This is a genomic window from Dyadobacter sp. 22481, assembly GCF_052044875.1.
In the GTDB taxonomy this organism is placed as follows: domain Bacteria; phylum Bacteroidota; class Bacteroidia; order Cytophagales; family Spirosomataceae; genus Dyadobacter; species Dyadobacter endophyticus.
Genome location: NZ_JBQENV010000003.1, coordinates 1,224,842 through 1,244,397, shown reverse-complemented (window position 1 = coordinate 1,244,397; position 19,556 = coordinate 1,224,842). Strand labels below are relative to the sequence as shown.

Below are 19,556 nucleotides of genomic sequence, written 5' to 3'. Positions count from 1 at the left end.
TGCATTAACTTTAATGCCTTCAAGATCCCGGATCACTGGCATTATCAACAGAAAATCAACAAAAACAGTCATTCCATCACCTAATCCTTAATTGACAATGAGTACTTCTCGGAGAGATGTTTTGAAAATGGCGGGAGTTGCATTGGCAGGTAGTACATTACCAACCTTCGCAATTCTGAACCCCAATCGCGCTTTTGCAGGCGTAAACGCCGATACCCTCAAAGTAGGTTTGATCGGTTGCGGCGGCCGTGGATCGGGCGCTGCAAACCAGGCTTTGAAAGCCGATCCAAACGTGGTTCTGTGGGCAATGGGCGACATTTTCAAGGACAAAATGGACGCGTCGCTTGAAAACCTTACCAAAGTGCACGGGCCGAAAGTGAAAGTGGATGAAGGACGCAAGTTCATTGGGTTCGATGCTTTCAAAAAAGTATTGGATTCGGGTGTGGATGTGGTGCTGCTTGCTACGCCTCCTCATTTCCGTCCTGAGCACCTGACTGCTGCTATCAATGCAGGCAAGCACGTATTCTGCGAAAAACCTGTGGCGGTTGACGCTCCCGGTGTTCGCAAAGTGTTGGATGCAGCGAAATTGGCAAAACAAAAGAATGTATCCCTGATGTCGGGCTTCTGCTGGCGCTACCACGAGCCGAAACGTGCAAGCTTCGCGCGTATCCTCGACGGCGCGGTGGGCGACATCACGGCGATTTATAACACTTACGATACCGGTACCCTGTGGTCGTTCCCACGCGTATCCGGCTGGACAGACGCAGAATACGTGCTTCGCAACTGGACGTATTATACCTGGCTTGCCGGTGATCATATCGTAGAACAGGCTGTTCACAGTATCGACATGATGGCGTGGGCAATGGGTGGTAAGCTGCCGGTTTCGGTGGTAGGAACAGGCGGCCGCCAGGTTCGTACCGACTCGCTGTTCGGTAATATTTTCGACCACTTCTCGGTTGTTTACGATTACGACAATGGTGTGAAAGGCTTCCACCATTCACGTCAGCAGGCCAACTGCGAAAATAGCTATCTCGTACAAACGCTTGGTACCAAGGGAAGTGCGATGGTGAACTGCGCACGCAACGTGCACGAGATTACTGGTGCCAATCCATGGAAATATGAAGGTGTCCAAAACGATATGTACCAGACGGAGCATAATGAACTGTTTGCGTCTATTCGTAGCGGTAAGCTCATCAACGACGGCGAATTCATGGCGCACAGCACCTTGACCGCCATTATGGGTAGAATGGCAGCCTATACCGGCAAACGCGTTACCTGGAATGAGGCTTTGAACTCTACCGAGAAGCTGGGACCTGATACTTACAGCTTCGACATGAAACCACCGGTTGTAGAGGTGGCCAAACCAGGTATCACTGCATTCTCCTGATACTTTATGCAAAGAAGAGATTTTCTTAAAAACACCGCCATGGCAGCATCTGCCGTGGCGGTAGGTTCCTCTGTCCTTTCTGCGGCAGAAGCGGCACCGGCAGCCGCACGCCCAATGGTGAAAAAGAGCTTGATGTGGGGGATGATCAAGGAAGATTTATCAGTAATGGACAAGTTTAAGTTACTGAAAGATCTGGGTTATGACGGTGTTGAGCTCGATTCTCCGGACAAACTGGATATGAAAGAGGTCCTTGCGGCCAGAGATAAAACCGGTTTGCTGATTCCCGGAACAGTAAATTCAATGCACTGGAAGCTGCCATTGTCTGATCCTGACCCAAAGAAGCGGGAAGAGTGCGTCAAGTCTATTGAAAAAGCATTGTGGGATACGAAGGAATATGGTGGCAGCACGGTGCTCGTTGTACCAGGAGTGGTGAACGCCTCTGTTACCTATGGTGAAGCCTATGAACGTTCTCAGGCAGAGATCCGTAAGTTACTTCCTATTGCTGAAAAAACAGGTGTCAAAATAGCTATCGAAAACGTTTGGAACCAGTTTTTACTGAGTCCGTTGGAAGCAGCGAAGTTTGTTGATGACTTTAAGCATCCTATGGTTGGCTGGTACATGGATATCGGAAACGTACTTCGTTACGGCTGGCCGGTTTCCTGGATTGAAGCATTGAACAAACGTATTTTGAAGCTCCATTTGAAGGAATATAGCTTGAAAAAGCAAAATGACCTCGGTCTTTGGAAAGGTTTTGAAGTAGAGTTGATGGAAGGCGATTGCAACTGGGCCGAAGTAAATAAGGCATTGCAGAAAGTCGGCTACTCGGGCTGGGCTTCGGCCGAAGTTCCCGGCGGCGACCGCAAACGTTTATTGACCATCCGTGAGAAAATGGATCTGGTATTTAATGCGTAATTGCAGCTATTACAAATAGAAAGGAAGCCCGGTAATCCGGGCTTTTTTTGTGCCTTTTGTGTAGTATAGAAATGTGATTGGAAATTTTCAACTTGCGATCATACCAGCACACTATATCATATGTATTATGAATTCATAACATCCGAAAATTTACTTACTCACCCTATACCGTGCCCGTCCATAATACTTCAAAGTCGAGATCTTCAATTGTTTGTTCTTCAGAGCAATCAGCTTGTACTCCTTAAATTCTCCCTGCTTATCCAGAAAGCCCACAATGCAGGATTCTTTCTCGGGGCCCTTCCGCACTTCTACCTTGGGCATAATACCGAAATTCGGGATCGTTAGCGTGTCCTCGGCTTCCTGCGCCATGTATTCGATCTTCATCAGAAATTTGAAAGTCTGCTTCGTTTCGTAAACATCCACGGCCAGGCGCCAGTCGTTCAGGGGATCTTTGACTTTTTCGCTATAACTCGCTACGGGGCTGTTTTCGACTTTTTCGCGGGTAAGCGGAATGGTGTCGTTGATCGCTTTGCTCGGGTCGCCATTGTTGGAGGCGGAGCTTTCGTCGTTGTTTTTGGGTTTGTTGCAGCACAATAGTGCCAGAAAGAGTAAAAAGCTGTAATGCTTCATGTAAAATCGTCGAGGTTTGTTGATAGGCCTAGCTGTTTGCAATATACCTTTGTTATTTGCATTAAAAGAAATATTTTACTCAATGCATTATAAACAAATCATTACTAATCCTGCCCTTGCACTCCCCAATCTGATATGGCTTTAAATTATATTTTCGTTGCCTTTTTCGTAATCGCCTTTCTGATAGCATTCCTGCAATTCATCTTTACAGGTGATGTGCAAACCTTTAAAGCCATTACGGAAGGTATGCTCAAAATGGCCGAAACGGCTGTGATGGATATCGCATTGCCGCTCACGGGTGTGATGACATTCTTTCTGGGTATTCTCAATGTAGGCGAAAAAGCCGGTATCATCCAGGTCATCGCACGTTTAATAGGCCCTTTTTTCAACAAACTTTTCCCCGAGGTTCCAAAGGATCACCCGGCAAATGGCCAGATGATCATGAACTTTTCCGCGAATTTTCTCGGGCTGGATAATGCGGCTACGCCATTTGGTTTAAAGGCCATGCAGAGCCTTCAGGAACTGAACCCAAGCAAGGATACGGCGTCGAATGCACAGATCATGTTCCTCGTGCTGCATACTTCCGGCTTGCAGATCATCCCCCTGTCGATCATCGCCCAACGGGCGATCCTGGGCGCCGAAAGCCCTTCAGATGTGTTCATCCCGTGTGTAGTAGGCACGTACGTGACTACCGTAGTGAGTATGATCATCACGGCCACCTGGCAGAAGATCAACCTCTTCAACAGAACGGTGATGCTCGGCCTCGGCAGTGTGACCGCGATGATCGCAATTGTCTTGTGGTACTTGTCAGGCCTGCCGAAGGAGCAGATCGAGACAATTTCGGTCCTGGCGGGTAATTCAGTACTGCTTTTTGTAGTAGCGGGTTTCCTCGGATGGGGAATGTTTAAAAAAGTCAATGTTTTCGAAGCATTTATAGAAGGGGCCAAGGGCGGGTTTACGACCTCAGTCACGATCATTCCTTACCTGGTAGGCCTGCTGGTGGCGATCAGCGCCTTCCGTAGCTGCGGCGCGATGGATTATCTTATCGATGGTTTAAAATGGGGTTTCGCGGCCACGGGCGTCAATACCGACTTCACCGATGCATTGCCGGTCGCGCTCATGAAGCCTCTCAGCGGTAGTGGCGCGCGTGCGTTGATGATCGATGCCATGAAGCAATTCGGCCCCGATTCTTTCGTCGGAAGACTTGTATGTATTTTCAATGGATCGGCTGATACCACATTATATATCGTTGCACTTTACTTTGGGTCCGTCGGAATTAAGAACACGAGATATGCCATCGTAGCGGGCCTGATCGCCGATTTAATAGGTGTCGTAGCCGGAATTTGGCTTGGTTATCTGTTTTTCCACTGAGCCTGAAAGTATTCGGATAAATCGCCCTTTACCACGGAAATGCAACCGTCCGTACCAAATGGATGGTCGCATTTTGCGGTAAGCACTAATATTGATCATCTAACTCTAAACCGCTTATGTTTCATTCTTTACGCTATTCCGCACTGGTTTTGGCATTGTTTTGTGGAATGACAGTCCCGGAAACCGTCCAGGCGCAGCAAAATGTGAGTCAGCCGGCCAATACCTATTCGCTGGAAGATTGCATCCGGATCGCCCTGGAAACCAATCCGCAGGTTAAACAATCGGAAATTACCGTGCAGACCAACGGCAACACCTACGAGCAGTCGAAGTGGCAGCGGTGGCCGAGTATCAGTTTCAGCGCGAGCCAGGGTTTCCGGTCCGGTCGTAACATCGATCCGTTCACCAACCAATTCGTTCAGCAGAATGTGAGCTCCAACAATTACCAGCTCGGCGGGCAGGTGACGCTTTTCAGCGGTTTTCAGATCAGCAATAACATCAAATTCAATAATGCTAACTACCAGGCCAGCGCCAAAGACCTCGAGGCGACCCGCAACGACATTATGCTGAATGTGGCATTGAGTTACTTGCAGGTCGTTACCAATGAGGAACTGATCATGGTAGCGCAGCGGCAGGTGGACGCGTCTCTTTTGCAGGTTGAACGCACTGCCAAACTGGTGGAAGCAGGTACGCTGGCGGAAAGTAACCTCTTCGACCTGAAATCGCAGCTGGCCAACGACGAGCTTACACTGGTAAATGCCCAGAACAATCTCGAAACCGCCAAGCTGAATTTGAAACAATACATGAATATGCCAGGCAGCGAGGTGATCAATGTCGTGAAAATTCCGGTGAAGGATCCGACCATGCAGGCGTATGACGCTTCCATTCAGGAGATTTTTGAAACCGCATTGAACAATCTGCCACAAATGAAGGCCGCCAATATGCGGATCGAGGCTTCAAAAATCAATGTCGACCTGGCGAAAGGCGCGGGAATGCCGACACTGACTTTGAACGGCGGTATTTACACGGCCTATTCCAGCGCAGCGCCGAAGAAACGGTTTGTGGGGGACGGGACAGGAAACACAACCGTCATACTCCCTTCCGAGACCGACTTCGTTGTGATAGACAATAAGCAGGTCCCGATCATGCAGCGGGTGAGCGCACCAAACGGTTCCGTCCAGAATTTCCGCTATTTCAACCAGCTCGACTTCAACCGCAACTCCGCGATCAACCTGAATTTGTCGATCCCTATCTTCAACAATTTCAGGACGAAGTACAACGTGGCCAATGCGAAATTGCAGCAAAAGACTTACGAATACCAGGCCCAGCAGGTGCAGCTGACGATCCGTAAAAATGTAGAACAGGCTTATATAGATATGACAAATGCTGCCAAGCGTTACTCGGCGACTGTCAATCAGGTTAGGGCTTTGCAGGAAACTTTCCGCGTATCGCAGGTGCGTTTCGATGTGGGAGCCATCAATTCGGTCGAATACAATATCGCCAAAGCCAATCTCGACAGGGCGAATGGTAACCTGGTTCAAACCAAATATGATTATGTTTTCAGGACAAAAATCCTTGATTTCTATATGAACCGCCCGCTTTCCGATTTCTAGAATTCCCGTACTATCAGCAACCTATTTTTAAAAAATCGTAATCAAAAAAATATGGCACGTAAATCTTCGAAACAGATCTGGTGGATAACGGGGGGCGTCGTGGTGGTGCTTATCGGCGGGTTGTTTGGGGCCAAGCAGGCAGGCTATATCGGCAAACCCAAAACGACGGAAGTAGAGTACGCGATCGTCAAAAAGTCGGATATCATCGAACGGGTAAGTGCGTCAGGAAAAGTGCAGCCGGAAGTGGAGGTAAAGCTCAGTCCGGACGTTTCAGGTGAGATCATCGCATTAAACGTGGCCGAGGGCGATTCGGTAGTAAAAGGGCAGCTGCTTTTGAAAATCCGCCCCGATAATTACGAATCACTAATGGCCCGGGCTCAGGCTGCCGTCAATTCGAGCAAAGCCAATTATGAGCAAACCAAAGCAATGGTAGCTCAGGCGGAGGCGCGGCTCGTTCAGGCGAAAGCCAATTTTGACCGGAATAAGAAGCTTTTTTCCGACAAGGTGATCTCCTCTGCCGATTTTGAGCAGTTCGCGTCCACTTTTGGCGTAGCACAGCAGGACGTTGAATCGTCGAAAGCGAATGTAGCGGCGGCGCTTTTCAATATCAAAAGCGCGGAGGCGAGTTTGCGCGATGCAGTCGAAAATCTTCGTAAAACCAGCATTTTTGCGCCCGTTAGCGGCATTGTCTCTTTATTGAATGTGGAAGCCGGCGAGCGCGTGGTAGGTACGTCGCAAATGGCTGGGACGGAGATGATGCGAATCGCGAACCTGGCCGATATGGAGGTCCGAGTGAATGTAAACGAGAACGACATTGTGCGGGTATCGATCGGTGACACTGCGGAGATCGACGTGGATGCTTACAGCTCGTCGGGTCGCAAGTTCAAGGGCGTTGTAAAAGAAATCGCGAACACGGCAGCGGGCCTGGCATCGCTTTCATCATCGTCGTCATCCGCGGCAAGCACGTCGGCCGATGCCGTGACGGAGTTTCAGGTGAAAGTAAAAATCCTCAATGAATCCTTCAAGGACCTGATGACCGCACGTTCGAAAAAATCCTACCCATTCAAACCGGGTATGACGGCATCGGTAGAGATCATCACAGAGCGCAAAAATGGCGTGGTTTCGGTGCCCATTGCTGCGGTTACCACGCGTGGAGGTACTCCGCAAGTGATCCCGGGCTCAGGCGATGGTTCCAATAACAACGCCCCCGCAAGCGACGAGGACGACAAGAAGCCTAAGAAGCAGGAAGTGATTAAGGAAGTGGTGTTTATCGATGTGAAGGGTAAGGCTGAAATGAAGGAAGTGAAGACGGGTATCAGCGACTTTGAGAACATCGAAATCCTTTCGGGGCTGAAACCCGGCGACAAGATTATCTCTGGGCCATATATAGCGGTGTCCAAAAACCTTAACAACGGTGACCTTGTCGAAAAAAAGAAGGAAGATCCGAAAAAAGATGGGAAAAAATCAAATGAAAACCCGAACTGATGCGTTGTAAAAAAGTAATAAGTTCGATTTAGTTTAGGTTAAAAAGGAAAATCCTTGCGGCTTTGCTGCAAGGATTTTTTATTTTCAGCTATTTTGGCCCCATATTTCAGCCAAATTCTGACATTCCCGCCCAATGAGTTTTTTAAATCATACTAAAATTGCCGTGATAGGCGGAGGGAGCTGGGCGACCGCGCTTATCAAAATCCTTTGCGAACAAAATCATGTTCAGATTCGCTGGTGGCTCCGGAACCAGAAGGATATCGACCATATCCGGAAATTCAACCACAACCCGAGTTACCTCAGCGATGTGGTGCTTTCTCCGAAAAAGGTAAAGGTTTTCGAGAAAACCACCGACGCGGTAAAAGGGGCAGACTACATTATTCTGGCCGTTCCCGCCGCATTTATTCAGGAATCCTTGCAGCATTTGTCGGCAAAGCATTTGCAGGGTAAGCGCATTGTTTCGGCCATCAAAGGCATGGTGCCAGGCCAGAATGCCCTCGTTACCGATTGGGCTGCCGAGGCTTTTGGGATTGAAATGAAAGATACCTGCGTGATCGCCGGCCCATGTCATGCCGAGGAAGTTGCTTTGGAAAAACAATCGTACCTCACAATCGCTTCCACAGAATGCCCGACGGCGGAAAATTTTGCGGAATTGATGACCTGCCGCTATGTCACCGCGAATGCCGTGGACGATCTTTATGGTGTTGAATATGCCGCCGTGATGAAAAACATTGTCGCGCTCGCGTGCGGAATCACGCACGGGCTTGGTTATGGCGATAATTTCCAGGCCGTGTTGGTATCCAATGCCATGCAGGAAATCGGTAGCCTGGTAACGGCCCTCGACCCCCGTGAGCGCAACCTGAGTTCATCGGCTTACCTGGGCGATTTGCTTGTTACGGCGTATTCGCAGTTCAGTCGTAACAGATTGTTCGGAAATATGATTGGTCGTGGTTACAGCGTCAAAGCGGCGCAGCTGGAAATGAAAATGATTGCCGAAGGTTATTATGCCACCAGAAGTATTCAGGAACTGAACAAGACTTATCACGTTAATTTGCCCATTACCCACGCGGTTTACAGCATTCTTTACGAAGAGCAGGCACCTGCTGCGGTGATGAACGAATTGAAGAAGTTGCTCAAATAATAGCCTCTTTTCGGTTCTAAACGGTATTCTGCGAAACGTTCAACCTATCTTTTAATCCATGCTACAATACAAAAAGCAATCTAAATGGCTGGCTGCCACCATGCTGCTGGGCTCTTTGGTAATGACATCCTGCGGTTCGAAACAGACGGAAACGGCTGAGGACAAGAAACTGGATTCGCTCGCGAATGAGAAAGAATTTGTCTTTGGCGATCAGCGCCCGTTCCCGCAATGTCACGCATCCACGCTCGTGCGGCTCGATGACGGACAATTTCTGATAGCATGGTTTGGCGGCACGGAAGAAAAGAACCCTGACGTGGGTATCTGGCTTTCAAAAGGACGTCCCGGCCATTGGAGCGCACCGGTAGAAGTGGCTAAAATCCGTGAGGACGCGCACTGGAACCCGGTTTTGCAAAAAACTGCCGACGGTAAAGTGATTTTGTATTTTAAAGTAGGGAAGGAGATCGCGCAGTGGGAAACGTGGGTGAAAACTTCTTCCGATAATGGTGAAACCTGGTCGGATGCTTATGAGCTTGTCAAAGGCGACAAAGGCGGAAGAGGCCCGGTGAAGGATAAGTTGATTGAGCTTTCAAACGGCGACTGGCTGGCGGGCGCTTCCAATGAAGTGAACCGCTGGGAGGTATTTGTAGACCGCAGCACGGATAAAGGTAAAACCTGGACAGCGAGCCCTTATTTCAAGATCGATACGATGGAAATCAAAGGGAAAGGCGCTATCCAGCCTACCTTATGGGAGTCGGAGCCGGGGAATGTGCATATGCTCGTGCGTACGACCGGCGGCGTGATCGGGCGCAGCGATTCGAAGGACAATGGCAAAACCTGGTCGACCATTAAAAAGACCTCATTGCCCAACCCGAACAGCGGTATCGATCTGGCCAAGCTGGCAGACGGCAGCCTGGTACTCGCCTACAATCCCGATGACCACAACTGGGGCTCCCGCTCACCACTTTCATTGATTCTTTCCTATGACGATGGCCAGAACTGGACCGACAAGATCGACATTGCTACCGGCAAGAAAGAGGACGAGTACTCCTATCCGGCGGTGATCAGTTGGGGCGACTCGGTGGCGGTTACTTACACTTATAACCGCCGTAAAATCGCATTCTGGACAGGTAGCAAGAAAGATATTGTCGAACTGGCGGCAAAGAAGAAATAGTTAATAGCCCCGCAGCTCGATATCGTAAGACTCCATCATTTCAACACGCTTACCCATCTTTTTCTGGATAATCTTGAAATGGTGGACGTCTTCGGGGCAAATGAGTGAAATTGCTTCACCCGGATTTTCGGCCCGGCCTGTCCGGCCAATGCGGTGGACGTAATCGAGGGGCGATCTCGGCAGCTCGAAATTGATCACGTAAGGCAAAAACTGAATGTCGATCCCCCGTGAAGCGAGATCGGTTGCCACGAGCACATTCAGCTTCCCCGTTTTAAACTTGTTCAAAGCCTCGGTGCGTGCACCCTGGCTTTTTTTGCTATGCATGGCCATAGCGTCTACACCGTTCTTTTTCAGCTTTTCGACGAGGTTGTCTGCCGTCCGCGTGGCTGAAACGAACACCAGCACCTGCTTCATTTGCTGCGATTTAATCAAATATCTCAACAGCGGGCCCTTGCGGTCGGGGTCGACGAAGTAGCCAGTTTGTTTGATCAGGTCCAGGTTTTGTTCTTCCTCCGCTATCTCGATCCGCAACGGGTTTTTCAGTTGATTTTTATTGATCTTATCTACTTCATCGCCCAAAGTAGCTGAGAAAAGAATGCTTTGGCGGTTTTTGGGAAGCAGGAAGAAAATGTCGCGCATTTCGTCGGCAAAGCCCATATTCAGCATCTTATCAGCCTCGTCAAGCACCAGAATGCGCGTTTCTGAAAGACTTAGCGCTTTAAAGGAAATCAGTTCGAGAAGTCTTCCCGGCGTAGCCACCAGGATTTCCACATGCTGCAACGCGATCATTTGCGGATTAATGGACACCCCTCCGAACACTGCCAGCGTTTTTACCTTACGTGGGAGCCTTTCACCGAATGTCTGGAACACCACGCCGATCTGAACCGCCAGCTCGCGTGTTGGGACGAGTACCAATGCAGTAATGTGCCGGTTTTTGGCAGGAGGCATCTTTTGAAATGATTCGAGAATAGGCAGAACGAAACTTGCCGTTTTCCCGGAGCCTGTTTTGGCGATGCCGAGCACATCATTTCCCTTCAAAATGGCTGGAATTGCGGCCTGCTGAATCGGATACGGTTGAGTATAATTCTGTTCAGCGATGGTTTTTAGTAATGGTTCGGACAATCCAAGCGATTGGAAGGAAGTTGCGTTCTCCGGCATTCGGTCATTTTGTTTTGTGATTGGTGCAAAGATAGGACTACCTGAGCAAAAGCTACCTGTCGGGCCGCCCGCTACAAACTTTCTATCACCAGCCTTTATAACAACCATGTCATACAACCGCAGGGAATTCCTTCAACATTTGGGAATAGGCGCCTTACAATTGGGCGTAATAAGCGCTATTCCGGCTTCGGCCTGGGCATCTTCGCTCAGCTACGGCCAATTGCCGCGCAGCTCGCCGGAGTCACAGGGAATGTCGGCCAAAGGTATTCTGGACTTTGCTAATGCCGTGGAGGCAGATCGATTGAACTTGCACAGCCTGATGGTCCTCCGACAAGGAAAAGTGGTAGCCGAGGGCTGGTGGGCACCCTATGCCCCCGATTTGAAACATACATTATACTCTCTCAGTAAAAGTTTCATTTCCAGCGCTATTGGCTTTGCCGTGGCCGAGGGCAAGCTAAAAGTGGATGACAAAGTCATTTCGTTCTTTCCGGACGACAAACCTGCAACCGTGAGCGCCAACCTGGCAGCGATGCGCGTCCGCGATCTGCTTAGTATGTCGACAGGCCATGATAAGGACACGACAGGTAAACTGCGTGAATCCGGTAGCGACAACTGGGTGAAGTCGTTTCTCGCACAGCCCGTCGAGCACGAGCCGGGGACATTCTTTGTGTACAATAGCGGTGCTACTTATATGCTGTCGGCCATCATTCAAAAATTGAGCGGTCAGACACTGCTCGAATACCTCAAACCGCGCCTTTTTCAGCCGCTCGTGATCGAGGATGTGGATTGGGAAGTGGATCCGAAGGGCATTAATACCGGCGGTTGGGGGTTAAGGGTGAAAACGGAGGATATTGCTAAATTTGGGCAGTTGTATCTGCAAAAAGGCGAATACAATGGCAAACGCATTCTTCCCGCCGCGTGGGTAGAGGAAGCTACGCGCTCGCATATTATGTCGAAAGGCAGCAACCGCAAGCCCGAGGACGACGACTGGCAGCAAGGCTATGGTTACCAGTTCTGGCGTTGCCGGAACGGTGCCTATCGCGGCGACGGTGCTTTCGGGCAATATTGCATTGTGATGCCGAAGGAGGATATGGTAGTGGCCATTACCAGCGAGACCGGCGACATGCAGGCCATTTTGAACCACGTGTGGAACCATATACTACCAACCGTGAAGGCGACTGGTGTTCCAGCCGACAAAGGCGTTCAGTCCGAAATGCAAAAGAAGCTGGGCTCACTCGCATTGCCGCTTACGCCCGGAAAACCGGCTTCCGATCTTGCTGCAAAAATGAATGGCAGGTCTTTTAAACTGGCGGAGAATGAATTGGAAATTAACAAGGTATCCTTCGAATTTGATAAAGGCTGGTGCTTGTTCCGCGTCACCGACGACAAGGGCGAGCACCTCGTGGTAAATGGTTTGGGCAACTGGAAAATCGGTCTTACCGATTTGTCGACTATGCCACTCAAACTCGTACTAACCCCCGTTCCCGGCGAGAAGAAAACCAAAATCGCCGCCAACGGCGCCTGGATCGACGACACGACATTCGAGATGACATGGCGTTTCATCGAAACCGCCCATTACGAGACTGTACGGTGCAAATTTGAAGGAGATAATTTGCAGGTTGAGTTTAAAAGGAGCCTTGCGATTATCGGCAATACGAAAGACCCCCGGCCGGTTTTGAGTGGCAAGGCGATTGCGTGATCTCATACTCGAAAGTTTTTCATATCATTAGCATTCAAATTTTTAACAAAAACCACAATATGAAAAAGAACATTTTCCTGGCCCTTTTGATGACGGTGATTGCATTCGGGGCGAATGCGCAAAAATTCAGGGGACTGGATAAGAGCCCGCGTGATATCGCGTATTTCCCGGACCATTTTGCGCATGATCGCAAAGAGGGCGAAAAGGCATTGGTGAAGATTTCGTACAGCCGGCCGTTTTTGAATGGACGTGAAATTTTTGGTAAAAAAGAACCTTACGGTAAGGTTTGGCGCCTGGGCGCGGACGAATCAACGGAGATCAGATTTTATGAGGATGCGACTTTCGGTGGCAAAAAAGTGAAAGCGGGCACTTACTCGCTGTTTGCAATTCCGAACGAAAAGGAATGGACCATCATTCTCAGCTCCGACGTCGACTACTGGGGTGCTTTCAAATACAAGGAAGCTAACGACGTGCTGCGGGTGACGGCGCCGGTAAAAAAGGCAGATGCTCCGATCGAAAACTTTTCGATTGTATTTGAAAAGGTTTCCGATAAGTCGGCGAAGCTGTTCCTGGGTTGGGAGACAACAATCGTAGAAGTGCCGGTGTCGTTCTGAGGTGGCACGGTTCTTTCTCCGCGTCGATATCTCAACTAATGGATTTATCACATGGTAGATATCAATGATCAGATCGAACAATTTTTTGAAGCATACGAAAAGCGGTTTGCCGAAGGGTTGGCCGGCAATGCGGTAGCGGAAGGCACTGCCACCGCATTCGCCGATTTCTTCGTCGAAGCGAGCCCGATGGGAATTATAGGCGGCAAAAACGATCAGGATTTCCTCGACCGTGTACCGAAAGGCTATGATTTTTACCGGTCCATCGGTATTACCAAAATGGAAATCAGGCAGCTGGACATTACCGAGCTGAATGAGCTGCATCACATGGTGGAAGTGTATTGGGAGTCGTTTTATGAAAAGGACGGCGAGCCGGGTTCCATCGAGTTCAGCGTGATCTACTTCCTGCAACATTTGAATGAGACGCTGAAAGTGTTTGCATACATTACCGGTGATGAGCAAGCTGTTTTGAAGGAAAGAGGGCTTGTATAGCCGACGGATAACTGGTTTATTAATGTAAAAAGCTGGTTGGGAGTTTTGAAGCTCCTCACCAGCTTTTTACATTGCTGGCCTCGAATTGAGAGCAGCGGGGCCGTTTTTGTCAAATTTGGAAAGAGTTTTAAAAAGTTTTCAAGGTTTTTCTTGGAAAAATATACCAATCAGTATATTTTTGTCATGTGAATTCCGATTCATAAAAAACGCCGGCAGAACACCGGTTTTAATTTTCGAAAATAAAATACCGATTGGTATATTTAAACTTTAAAAAGCAATGAAAACTACTGGAAACACCATATTGATCACTGGCGGAAGTGCCGGTATCGGTTTAGAATTCGCAAAAGCATTTTCTGCAAAAGGTAACCACGTGATCATCACCGGTCGCAATGAGGAACGTTTGCAAAAAGCAGCTACGCAGCTTACCAATGTAACACCAATTGTTTTCGATGTGGTCGATAAGGCATCTACTGATGCGTTTGTGGCCCGTCTGGAAAATGAATTTCCCGAACTGAATGTCGTGATCAACAATGCAGGCAAAGCATCCTACTACCGTCTGGACGGTGAAGCGGACGCGGCAACGCTGGCCGAGGAAGAAATCGTTACCAACTACCTGGCCATTATCCGTCTGAACCAGAAGTTGCTGCCATTGCTGAAAAAAGCAGACGAAGCTGCCATTGTAACGGTTTCGAGCATCGCTGGCCTTGTTCCGAACCACTTTCTGCCTACCTATGCAGCAAGCAAAGCCGCATTGCACTCCTACACGCAATCGCTTCGCATTACGCTTGGTCAATCAACCAACATCCAGGTATTCGAAATCCTGCCTCCACTGGTGGACACCGAGTTCTCCGCTGAAATTGGTGGCGCAACCAACGGTATACCAGCCAAACAAGTAGCCGACGAACTCGTGGAAGCGTTTGAAAACAATACTTACGAAATCCTGACGGGCCGTACTGCCGACGTTTTCAACCTCTTTTTGAGCAATCCAGCAGCCGCTTTGCAGGCAATGAACCCGGGTGTAGACCTCCAAACTGCCTGAGGAGCCAGTCATAGAATGTAACCTTCAATTCACAAAAATCACATCCGACATGAGACAGAAAATCGCTTTCGCCATGATTATGGGAGTTGTTACGACGGGGATAATTTCCTTCGCTTTGATTTCTGTAAATATTGGATTTGTTGCCAATTTTTTGGTGATTTGGCTCAAATCTTGGAGCATGTCGTATCTGATCGTCATCCCGGCAATCCTGCTGATTGGCCCGAAGGTGCAGAAAATGGTCGACGATATCTTCAAAGATACACTGACTCAGGAGGTTGACTAAACGCTCCTGATGTCTTGGATCAAACAACCAAACTGTATGAAAAGAGTAGTAGTTACCGGCCTGGGGGTTATTTCTCCGCTGGGGAATTCTGTGGACGAATTCTGGCAAAATATTGTAGATGGTAAAAGCGGTGCTGCTACCATTACGAAAATAGACGTTTCCAAATTCAAAACGCAGTTCGGCTGCGAAGTGAAAGACTTCAAGCCCGAAGATTATATCGAGAAGAAAGAGATCAAAAAATACGACTTGCATACCCAATACGCGATTGCGGCGTCGGACACGGCGATTAAGGATGCCGGACTGGATTTCGCGAATATCGATGTGGAAGACCGTTATGATATGGGCGTGATTTGGGCGACAGGAAACGGCGGGATGGGCACTTTTGAAGACCAACTGCTGGAATTTCACGCATCGGGCGGCATACCGCGTTTCAATCCCTACTTTATTCCCAAAATGATTGTGGACATTGCGGCGGGCGTTATCTCGATCCGCCACAAGCTGCATGGGCCCAACTATTGTACCGTTTCGGCCTGTGCCTCTTCCAACACGGCATTGATCAGCGCGTTCGATACGATCCGGATGGGTAAAGCCAAACTGATGGTCGCCGGTGGTTCGGAGGCGGCCATCATTTATTCTGCATTGGGCGGTTTCAGCGCAGCGCAGGCACTTTCCAAAAGAAACGACGATCCGGCAACCGCTTCCAGGCCATTTGACAAAGACCGTGACGGTTTTGTCATGGGCGAAGGCGCGGCGGCATTGATCCTCGAAGACCTGGAATATGCCAAAGCGAGAGGCGCCAAAATATATGCCGAAATCGTCGGCGGCGGCATGGCTGCTGATGCTTACCATCTCACCGGCACGCCTCCAGACGGTATGGGAGCCGCATTAGGTATGAAAAAGGCTCTGAAAGAAGCGGGTATTACAGCCGACAAGATCGACTACGTGAATGCGCACGCGACTTCAACCGGATTGGGCGATATGAGCGAGCTGCAAGGCATGAAAACCGTGTTCGGGGATCATCCGGTGGCGATCAGCGCTACCAAATCGATGACCGGCCACTTGTTGGGCGCGGCGGGAGCACTGGAAAGCATCGTTTGTGCCCTGGCGGTGAAGAACGATATCATTCCGGGTACGATCAATACCGAAAACCTCGACGAGGCGATTCCCGAAGGTATGAATATCGTGCTCGGCAAATCGCTGAACCAGACCGTGAATTACGCGCTGAACAACACCTTCGGTTTCGGTGGGCATACGGCGACTTCCATATTCAAAAAATATACGGAGTAGGGCATTGCCTTACTCCGTGATTTCCGAAAGGATTTCTACTACCCCGTTTTCATCGTTGCTTTTGGCGATGAAACGGGCTATTTTTTTGATATCCGGGTGCGCATTCGCCATGGCGTAGGAGTAATGTGCCTTTTCGAGCATTTCGAGGTCGTTGAGGTAATCGCCGAAAACCATTGTCTGCCCTGCAGTGACATTGAATTTTTCCTGCAAAACTTCCATTGCACGACCTTTGTTGGCCTTTTTGTGCGAAATATCCAGCCAGATCGGCCCGGAAACTTTCACTTGCAGGTCCTCTTCGTATTTTTTATAATGCGGGTAGCTGTTCACTTCGGAGCCGGCCAGATCGCACAGTGTGAATTTCAGAAACTGATCGTCGGTGATTTCGAGCAGGTCGTTCACCACCTCATATCTTTCAAAATAGAGTTTGAGGTGATTGATAAACTCCTCATCGTCATTTTCAACGTAGGCCTTTTTCTTCCCGCAAATGATCGGATAAGTGTTTTTGATCTTTCTTGAAATCAATATCAGCTCGCGGGTAATCTCGGGATCGACGGCCTGAATGTGGATTTCTTCACCTTTAAAAACGACATAACTGCCATTTTCCGCCGCAAAAATGACCTCGTCCTTTACCGCATCGAGGGTTTTGGCGAGGTTGAAATACTGACGACCGCTGGCTGCCACAAAAATGATTCCGTGATCTTTGAGTTTTCTGAAAACGGGAAAAAAGGATTCGTGGATTTCGTGTTTGGAGTTCAAAAGCGTACCGTCCATATCGGTAGCCACCAGCCGGATGTCAGAAAATGTCATACTTGATTAAATATTGCCTTATCAATCAAGCCAAATAAGCCGACTATGGTTCCTCTTTTACTGCTTTTTTAGAATAACCTGTATTGCACGCCCACCCGGACGACGCGCATGTAGAGCTCGGTAGGGCCGCCTGCCCAGCCGTTAAGCCAGTTCGTAACCCCGTGCGAGTAATTGACGGTCAGGCCGAGCCGTTTGCCGGATATTTTCGCCTCGATCCTGGGACGGAAGTCAAGCCCGGGCGCGAGGCCATCGCGGTCGGCGTGTTGGTCATCTTCGAATATGTCGCGTATAACCAGACGGCTGGAACTGCTCAGACCTATACCTAAATCTGCACCGCCGCGGAGCGAAAGGTTCAGATCCTCGGCCAATGGAAAATTATACCCTGCACTTGGGAAAATGTTGATGAAATGATTCCTGGTAATGCTATACGCGTTTTCGGTATTGAAGATCATATCGTCGATCTGGTATTGTTCGATATTGATCCGTGTACGGAGGTTCTCGTAGCCGGCTTCCAGTCCCAACAGGAAGTGATTTTTGTACTCGTGCTGCACAGCCAGGCTTGCACCGTAAGTAGCAGCGGGCACGCTGCCCAGATAGCTGGCTTCGCGCATAGCGCAATTACAGAAAGGACCACCAGTACTGGACGAAGTCGTCTTTTCCGCGCTAGGGCCGGCAAAGCGCGAAATTCCGCTGTTAAGTCCGACAGAAAAGGTGGTGCGCTGTGCGAGACTGATCTTGCAAAACAATAGGAATGGAAGGACGTAAAGAATTTTCATGGACCTGGGTTTTTGGAATGGAAACTGTCTGATTGACACGATAGGTCAACCAACGGTTGGATTCTGAAAAAGTTAATTTTCGAAGATCAATATTACTTTCAGGGGAAATGGCACGAACCCGACTGCATTTTTTGCTGTTTCAAAATCACGGTCCACACCACATCGACAGCCTGATGAAATTTTCAAAGTACTACCTCACCGCATTTATTTCGTTTCTGATCTGGGGCTTTTTTAGTCTGGCCCTCAAACCATTGAAGGGTTATCCGTCGCTCGATATCCTTTTTTACCGCGTGTTCATGTGTGCTGCTGTGATGGCGGTGATCAGCTTGTTTGTACGGGTGAAAGTGCTGAGAGACAGCATTGCGGCATTTAAAGCAATGCCTGTGGCGCGGAAACGGCAGGTGGCATTCCTCACGTTGATCGGCGGCGTGCTGCTGACCGCCAACTGGTTTTTCTTCATTTATGTGATGAACCACATCAGCGTGAAAGCCGCCTCGTTCGCATATCTTGTCTGCCCGATCATGACGACCGTGATCGCGTTTTTCGTGCTGGATGAAAAACTGAGTAAATGGCAATGGACGGCCGTATTGCTAAGCGTATTGAGTTGTATATTGTTGTCATTTAATAACATAGCCGATATTTTGTATAGCCTGATCGTAGCAGCTTCCTATGCTCTTTACCTCGTTAGCCAGCGCAAGAATACGGGGATCGACAAGTTCCTCGTGCTCACGATCCAGATTATTTTCTCGGCATTGCTACTGCTGCCTTTTTATCCAAAATATAGCGCCGCGCTGCCGACAGAGGCTTCATTTTACATACTGATCACACTGATAGCCGCCGTTTTTACGATCATTCCGCTGTTTATGAATCTGTACGCACTGCAGGGGGTAACCTCATCGACAATGGGTATTTTGTTGTATATCAATCCATTGATGAACTTCGCCATTGCACTGTTCTACTTCCACGAACCCATCAACACTACGCAGATCACGGCCTACTCGCTGATCCTGCTATCGATCATCATTTTCAATGAGCGGTTTATCTTCGGTCGGAGACGTGCCGCCGTCGCCTGATTTGCGGTAAGCAGCCGAGCGGATAAAACCGCCGAAATGGAAGGTTTCAAGTGTCAAATGATAGTCGTTACGGTCAAAAAGTGTTGGCATATCAGGCAATTGATCGGCTTCCACATGACTAATATTTTTGAAGAATAAATACATAGACCGCAACAAGGCTTTCTGCCACAGGCGGTTCAGGTCTTTGTCTATATGAAAGTCGGTAAAAAGCCATAATGCACCGTTTTCAAGCATATTATTCAATTTTTGAAAGACTGTCCGTGCACGCTCAGGACTAAAATTGTCGAAAAGAAAGGGCGTCATCACGACCTCGTAGGCCGCGGAAGCGAGGTAATCTTCAATGGCTGCGTGGATGAATGTGACCTTGTTGTCTCTCAAATCCTTTTTTTGGGCAAGGTCCAGCATATTTGAAGAGATTTCCACATAATCAATCGTCAATCCGGACGGACAAACTCTTGCAATTTCTTCCAGTATCCAGCCCGTTCCTCCGCCTACGATGAGCATGCGTGCGGGAGGCGTCAGGAGCGGCAATAACGATTGCTGTGCACGAATGATGGCTTTGCCGAACATCAGCCTGCTTAGCCTGTCATAGTTTCCGGCAATGCGGTCGTAGTTGTTTACCAT

Annotated in this window: 19 protein-coding genes; 14 read left to right on the top strand and 5 right to left on the bottom strand. The window is 49.0% G+C overall.

Features of this window, described 5'->3' with window-relative positions:
* Positions 1 to 127 precede the first annotated feature (127 nt).
* Together ACTJJJ_RS23875 and ACTJJJ_RS23870 are read left to right on the top strand one after the other, a co-directional pair.
* A complete protein-coding gene (locus tag ACTJJJ_RS23875; RefSeq protein WP_188937342.1) occupies positions 128 to 1,387 on the top strand; it encodes a Gfo/Idh/MocA family protein in 1,260 nt (419 codons plus the stop codon).
* Positions 1,388 to 1,426: 39 nt separating this feature from the next.
* Positions 1,427 to 2,299: a sugar phosphate isomerase/epimerase family protein gene (locus ACTJJJ_RS23870; RefSeq protein ID WP_229222904.1), complete on the top strand. Its 873-nt coding sequence runs from the start codon at positions 1,427 to 1,429 to the stop codon at positions 2,297 to 2,299.
* 150 nt (positions 2,300 to 2,449) lie between these two features.
* Here the strand turns inward: ACTJJJ_RS23870 and ACTJJJ_RS23865 are convergent, their stop codons facing one another.
* On the bottom strand, positions 2,450 to 2,929 hold the full coding sequence (locus ACTJJJ_RS23865) for a hypothetical protein (RefSeq protein ID WP_440703228.1): 480 nt from the start codon (positions 2,927 to 2,929) through the stop codon (positions 2,450 to 2,452).
* Between the two features lie 135 nt (positions 2,930 to 3,064).
* Here ACTJJJ_RS23865 and ACTJJJ_RS23860 point away from each other — a divergent pair, with 135 nt between their 5' ends.
* The 5 genes from ACTJJJ_RS23860 (at position 3,065) to ACTJJJ_RS23840 (ending at position 9,707) form a co-directional block, all read left to right on the top strand.
* Entirely contained in the window at positions 3,065 to 4,300 is a 1,236-nt protein-coding gene (locus ACTJJJ_RS23860; protein WP_188936309.1) for a nucleoside recognition domain-containing protein, read from the top strand.
* 116 nt (positions 4,301 to 4,416) lie between these two features.
* Positions 4,417 to 5,910: a TolC family protein gene (locus ACTJJJ_RS23855; protein WP_440703227.1), complete on the top strand. Its 1,494-nt coding sequence runs from the start codon at positions 4,417 to 4,419 to the stop codon at positions 5,908 to 5,910.
* A gap of 51 nt (positions 5,911 to 5,961) precedes the next feature.
* The gene (locus tag ACTJJJ_RS23850) at positions 5,962 to 7,395 is read left to right on the top strand and encodes an efflux RND transporter periplasmic adaptor subunit (RefSeq protein WP_426291776.1); all 1,434 of its coding nucleotides are present in this window, start codon (positions 5,962 to 5,964) and stop codon (positions 7,393 to 7,395) included.
* A gap of 133 nt (positions 7,396 to 7,528) precedes the next feature.
* Positions 7,529 to 8,536, top strand: a complete 1,008-nt coding sequence (locus ACTJJJ_RS23845; RefSeq protein WP_188936304.1) for an NAD(P)H-dependent glycerol-3-phosphate dehydrogenase — start codon at positions 7,529 to 7,531, stop codon at positions 8,534 to 8,536.
* 58 nt (positions 8,537 to 8,594) lie between these two features.
* Positions 8,595 to 9,707, top strand: coding sequence for a sialidase family protein (locus ACTJJJ_RS23840; protein ID WP_188936302.1), 1,113 nt, complete (start codon positions 8,595 to 8,597; stop codon positions 9,705 to 9,707).
* Here ACTJJJ_RS23840 and ACTJJJ_RS23835 read toward each other — a convergent pair whose 3' ends face one another.
* On the bottom strand, positions 9,708 to 10,865 hold the full coding sequence (locus ACTJJJ_RS23835; protein ID WP_440703226.1) for a DEAD/DEAH box helicase: 1,158 nt from the start codon (positions 10,863 to 10,865) through the stop codon (positions 9,708 to 9,710).
* A gap of 106 nt (positions 10,866 to 10,971) precedes the next feature.
* Here ACTJJJ_RS23835 and ACTJJJ_RS23830 point away from each other — a divergent pair, with 106 nt between their 5' ends.
* From ACTJJJ_RS23830 to fabF, 6 genes are all read left to right on the top strand, one after another.
* Positions 10,972 to 12,564, top strand: a complete 1,593-nt coding sequence (locus tag ACTJJJ_RS23830) for a serine hydrolase domain-containing protein (protein WP_440703225.1) — start codon at positions 10,972 to 10,974, stop codon at positions 12,562 to 12,564.
* Positions 12,565 to 12,623: 59 nt separating this feature from the next.
* Positions 12,624 to 13,178 carry a DUF2911 domain-containing protein gene (locus ACTJJJ_RS23825; RefSeq protein ID WP_426291772.1) on the top strand — a complete coding sequence of 185 codons (555 nt, stop codon included), beginning with the start codon at positions 12,624 to 12,626 and terminating at the stop codon, positions 13,176 to 13,178.
* Positions 13,179 to 13,229: 51 nt separating this feature from the next.
* Positions 13,230 to 13,667, top strand: coding sequence for a hypothetical protein (locus tag ACTJJJ_RS23820; protein WP_188936294.1), 438 nt, complete (start codon positions 13,230 to 13,232; stop codon positions 13,665 to 13,667).
* Positions 13,668 to 13,944: 277 nt separating this feature from the next.
* Positions 13,945 to 14,706, top strand: a complete 762-nt coding sequence (locus ACTJJJ_RS23815) for an SDR family oxidoreductase (protein WP_188936292.1) — start codon at positions 13,945 to 13,947, stop codon at positions 14,704 to 14,706.
* Positions 14,707 to 14,755: 49 nt separating this feature from the next.
* Positions 14,756 to 14,989 (top strand): DUF2798 domain-containing protein, encoded by a 234-nt coding sequence (locus tag ACTJJJ_RS23810; protein ID WP_188936290.1) that lies wholly within the window; start codon positions 14,756 to 14,758, stop codon positions 14,987 to 14,989.
* Between the two features lie 36 nt (positions 14,990 to 15,025).
* Complete coding sequence (gene fabF, locus ACTJJJ_RS23805) at positions 15,026 to 16,276, top strand: beta-ketoacyl-ACP synthase II (protein WP_426291770.1); 1,251 nt, start codon at positions 15,026 to 15,028, stop codon at positions 16,274 to 16,276.
* Between the two features lie 9 nt (positions 16,277 to 16,285).
* Here the strand turns inward: fabF and ACTJJJ_RS23800 are convergent, their stop codons facing one another.
* Together ACTJJJ_RS23800 and ACTJJJ_RS23795 are read right to left on the bottom strand one after the other, a co-directional pair.
* The gene (locus ACTJJJ_RS23800; protein ID WP_188936286.1) at positions 16,286 to 17,083 is read right to left on the bottom strand and encodes an HAD family hydrolase; all 798 of its coding nucleotides are present in this window, start codon (positions 17,081 to 17,083) and stop codon (positions 16,286 to 16,288) included.
* Between the two features lie 68 nt (positions 17,084 to 17,151).
* Entirely contained in the window at positions 17,152 to 17,859 is a 708-nt protein-coding gene (locus tag ACTJJJ_RS23795; protein WP_188936284.1) for an outer membrane beta-barrel protein, read from the bottom strand.
* A gap of 173 nt (positions 17,860 to 18,032) precedes the next feature.
* Here ACTJJJ_RS23795 and ACTJJJ_RS23790 point away from each other — a divergent pair, with 173 nt between their 5' ends.
* Positions 18,033 to 18,932, top strand: a complete 900-nt coding sequence (locus ACTJJJ_RS23790; protein WP_440703224.1) for an EamA family transporter — start codon at positions 18,033 to 18,035, stop codon at positions 18,930 to 18,932.
* Here the strand turns inward: ACTJJJ_RS23790 and ACTJJJ_RS23785 are convergent.
* The gene (locus ACTJJJ_RS23785) at positions 18,870 to 19,556 is read right to left on the bottom strand and encodes a class I SAM-dependent methyltransferase (RefSeq protein ID WP_440703223.1); all 687 of its coding nucleotides are present in this window, start codon (positions 19,554 to 19,556) and stop codon (positions 18,870 to 18,872) included. The two genes, ACTJJJ_RS23790 and ACTJJJ_RS23785, sit on opposite strands and share 63 nt — an antisense overlap.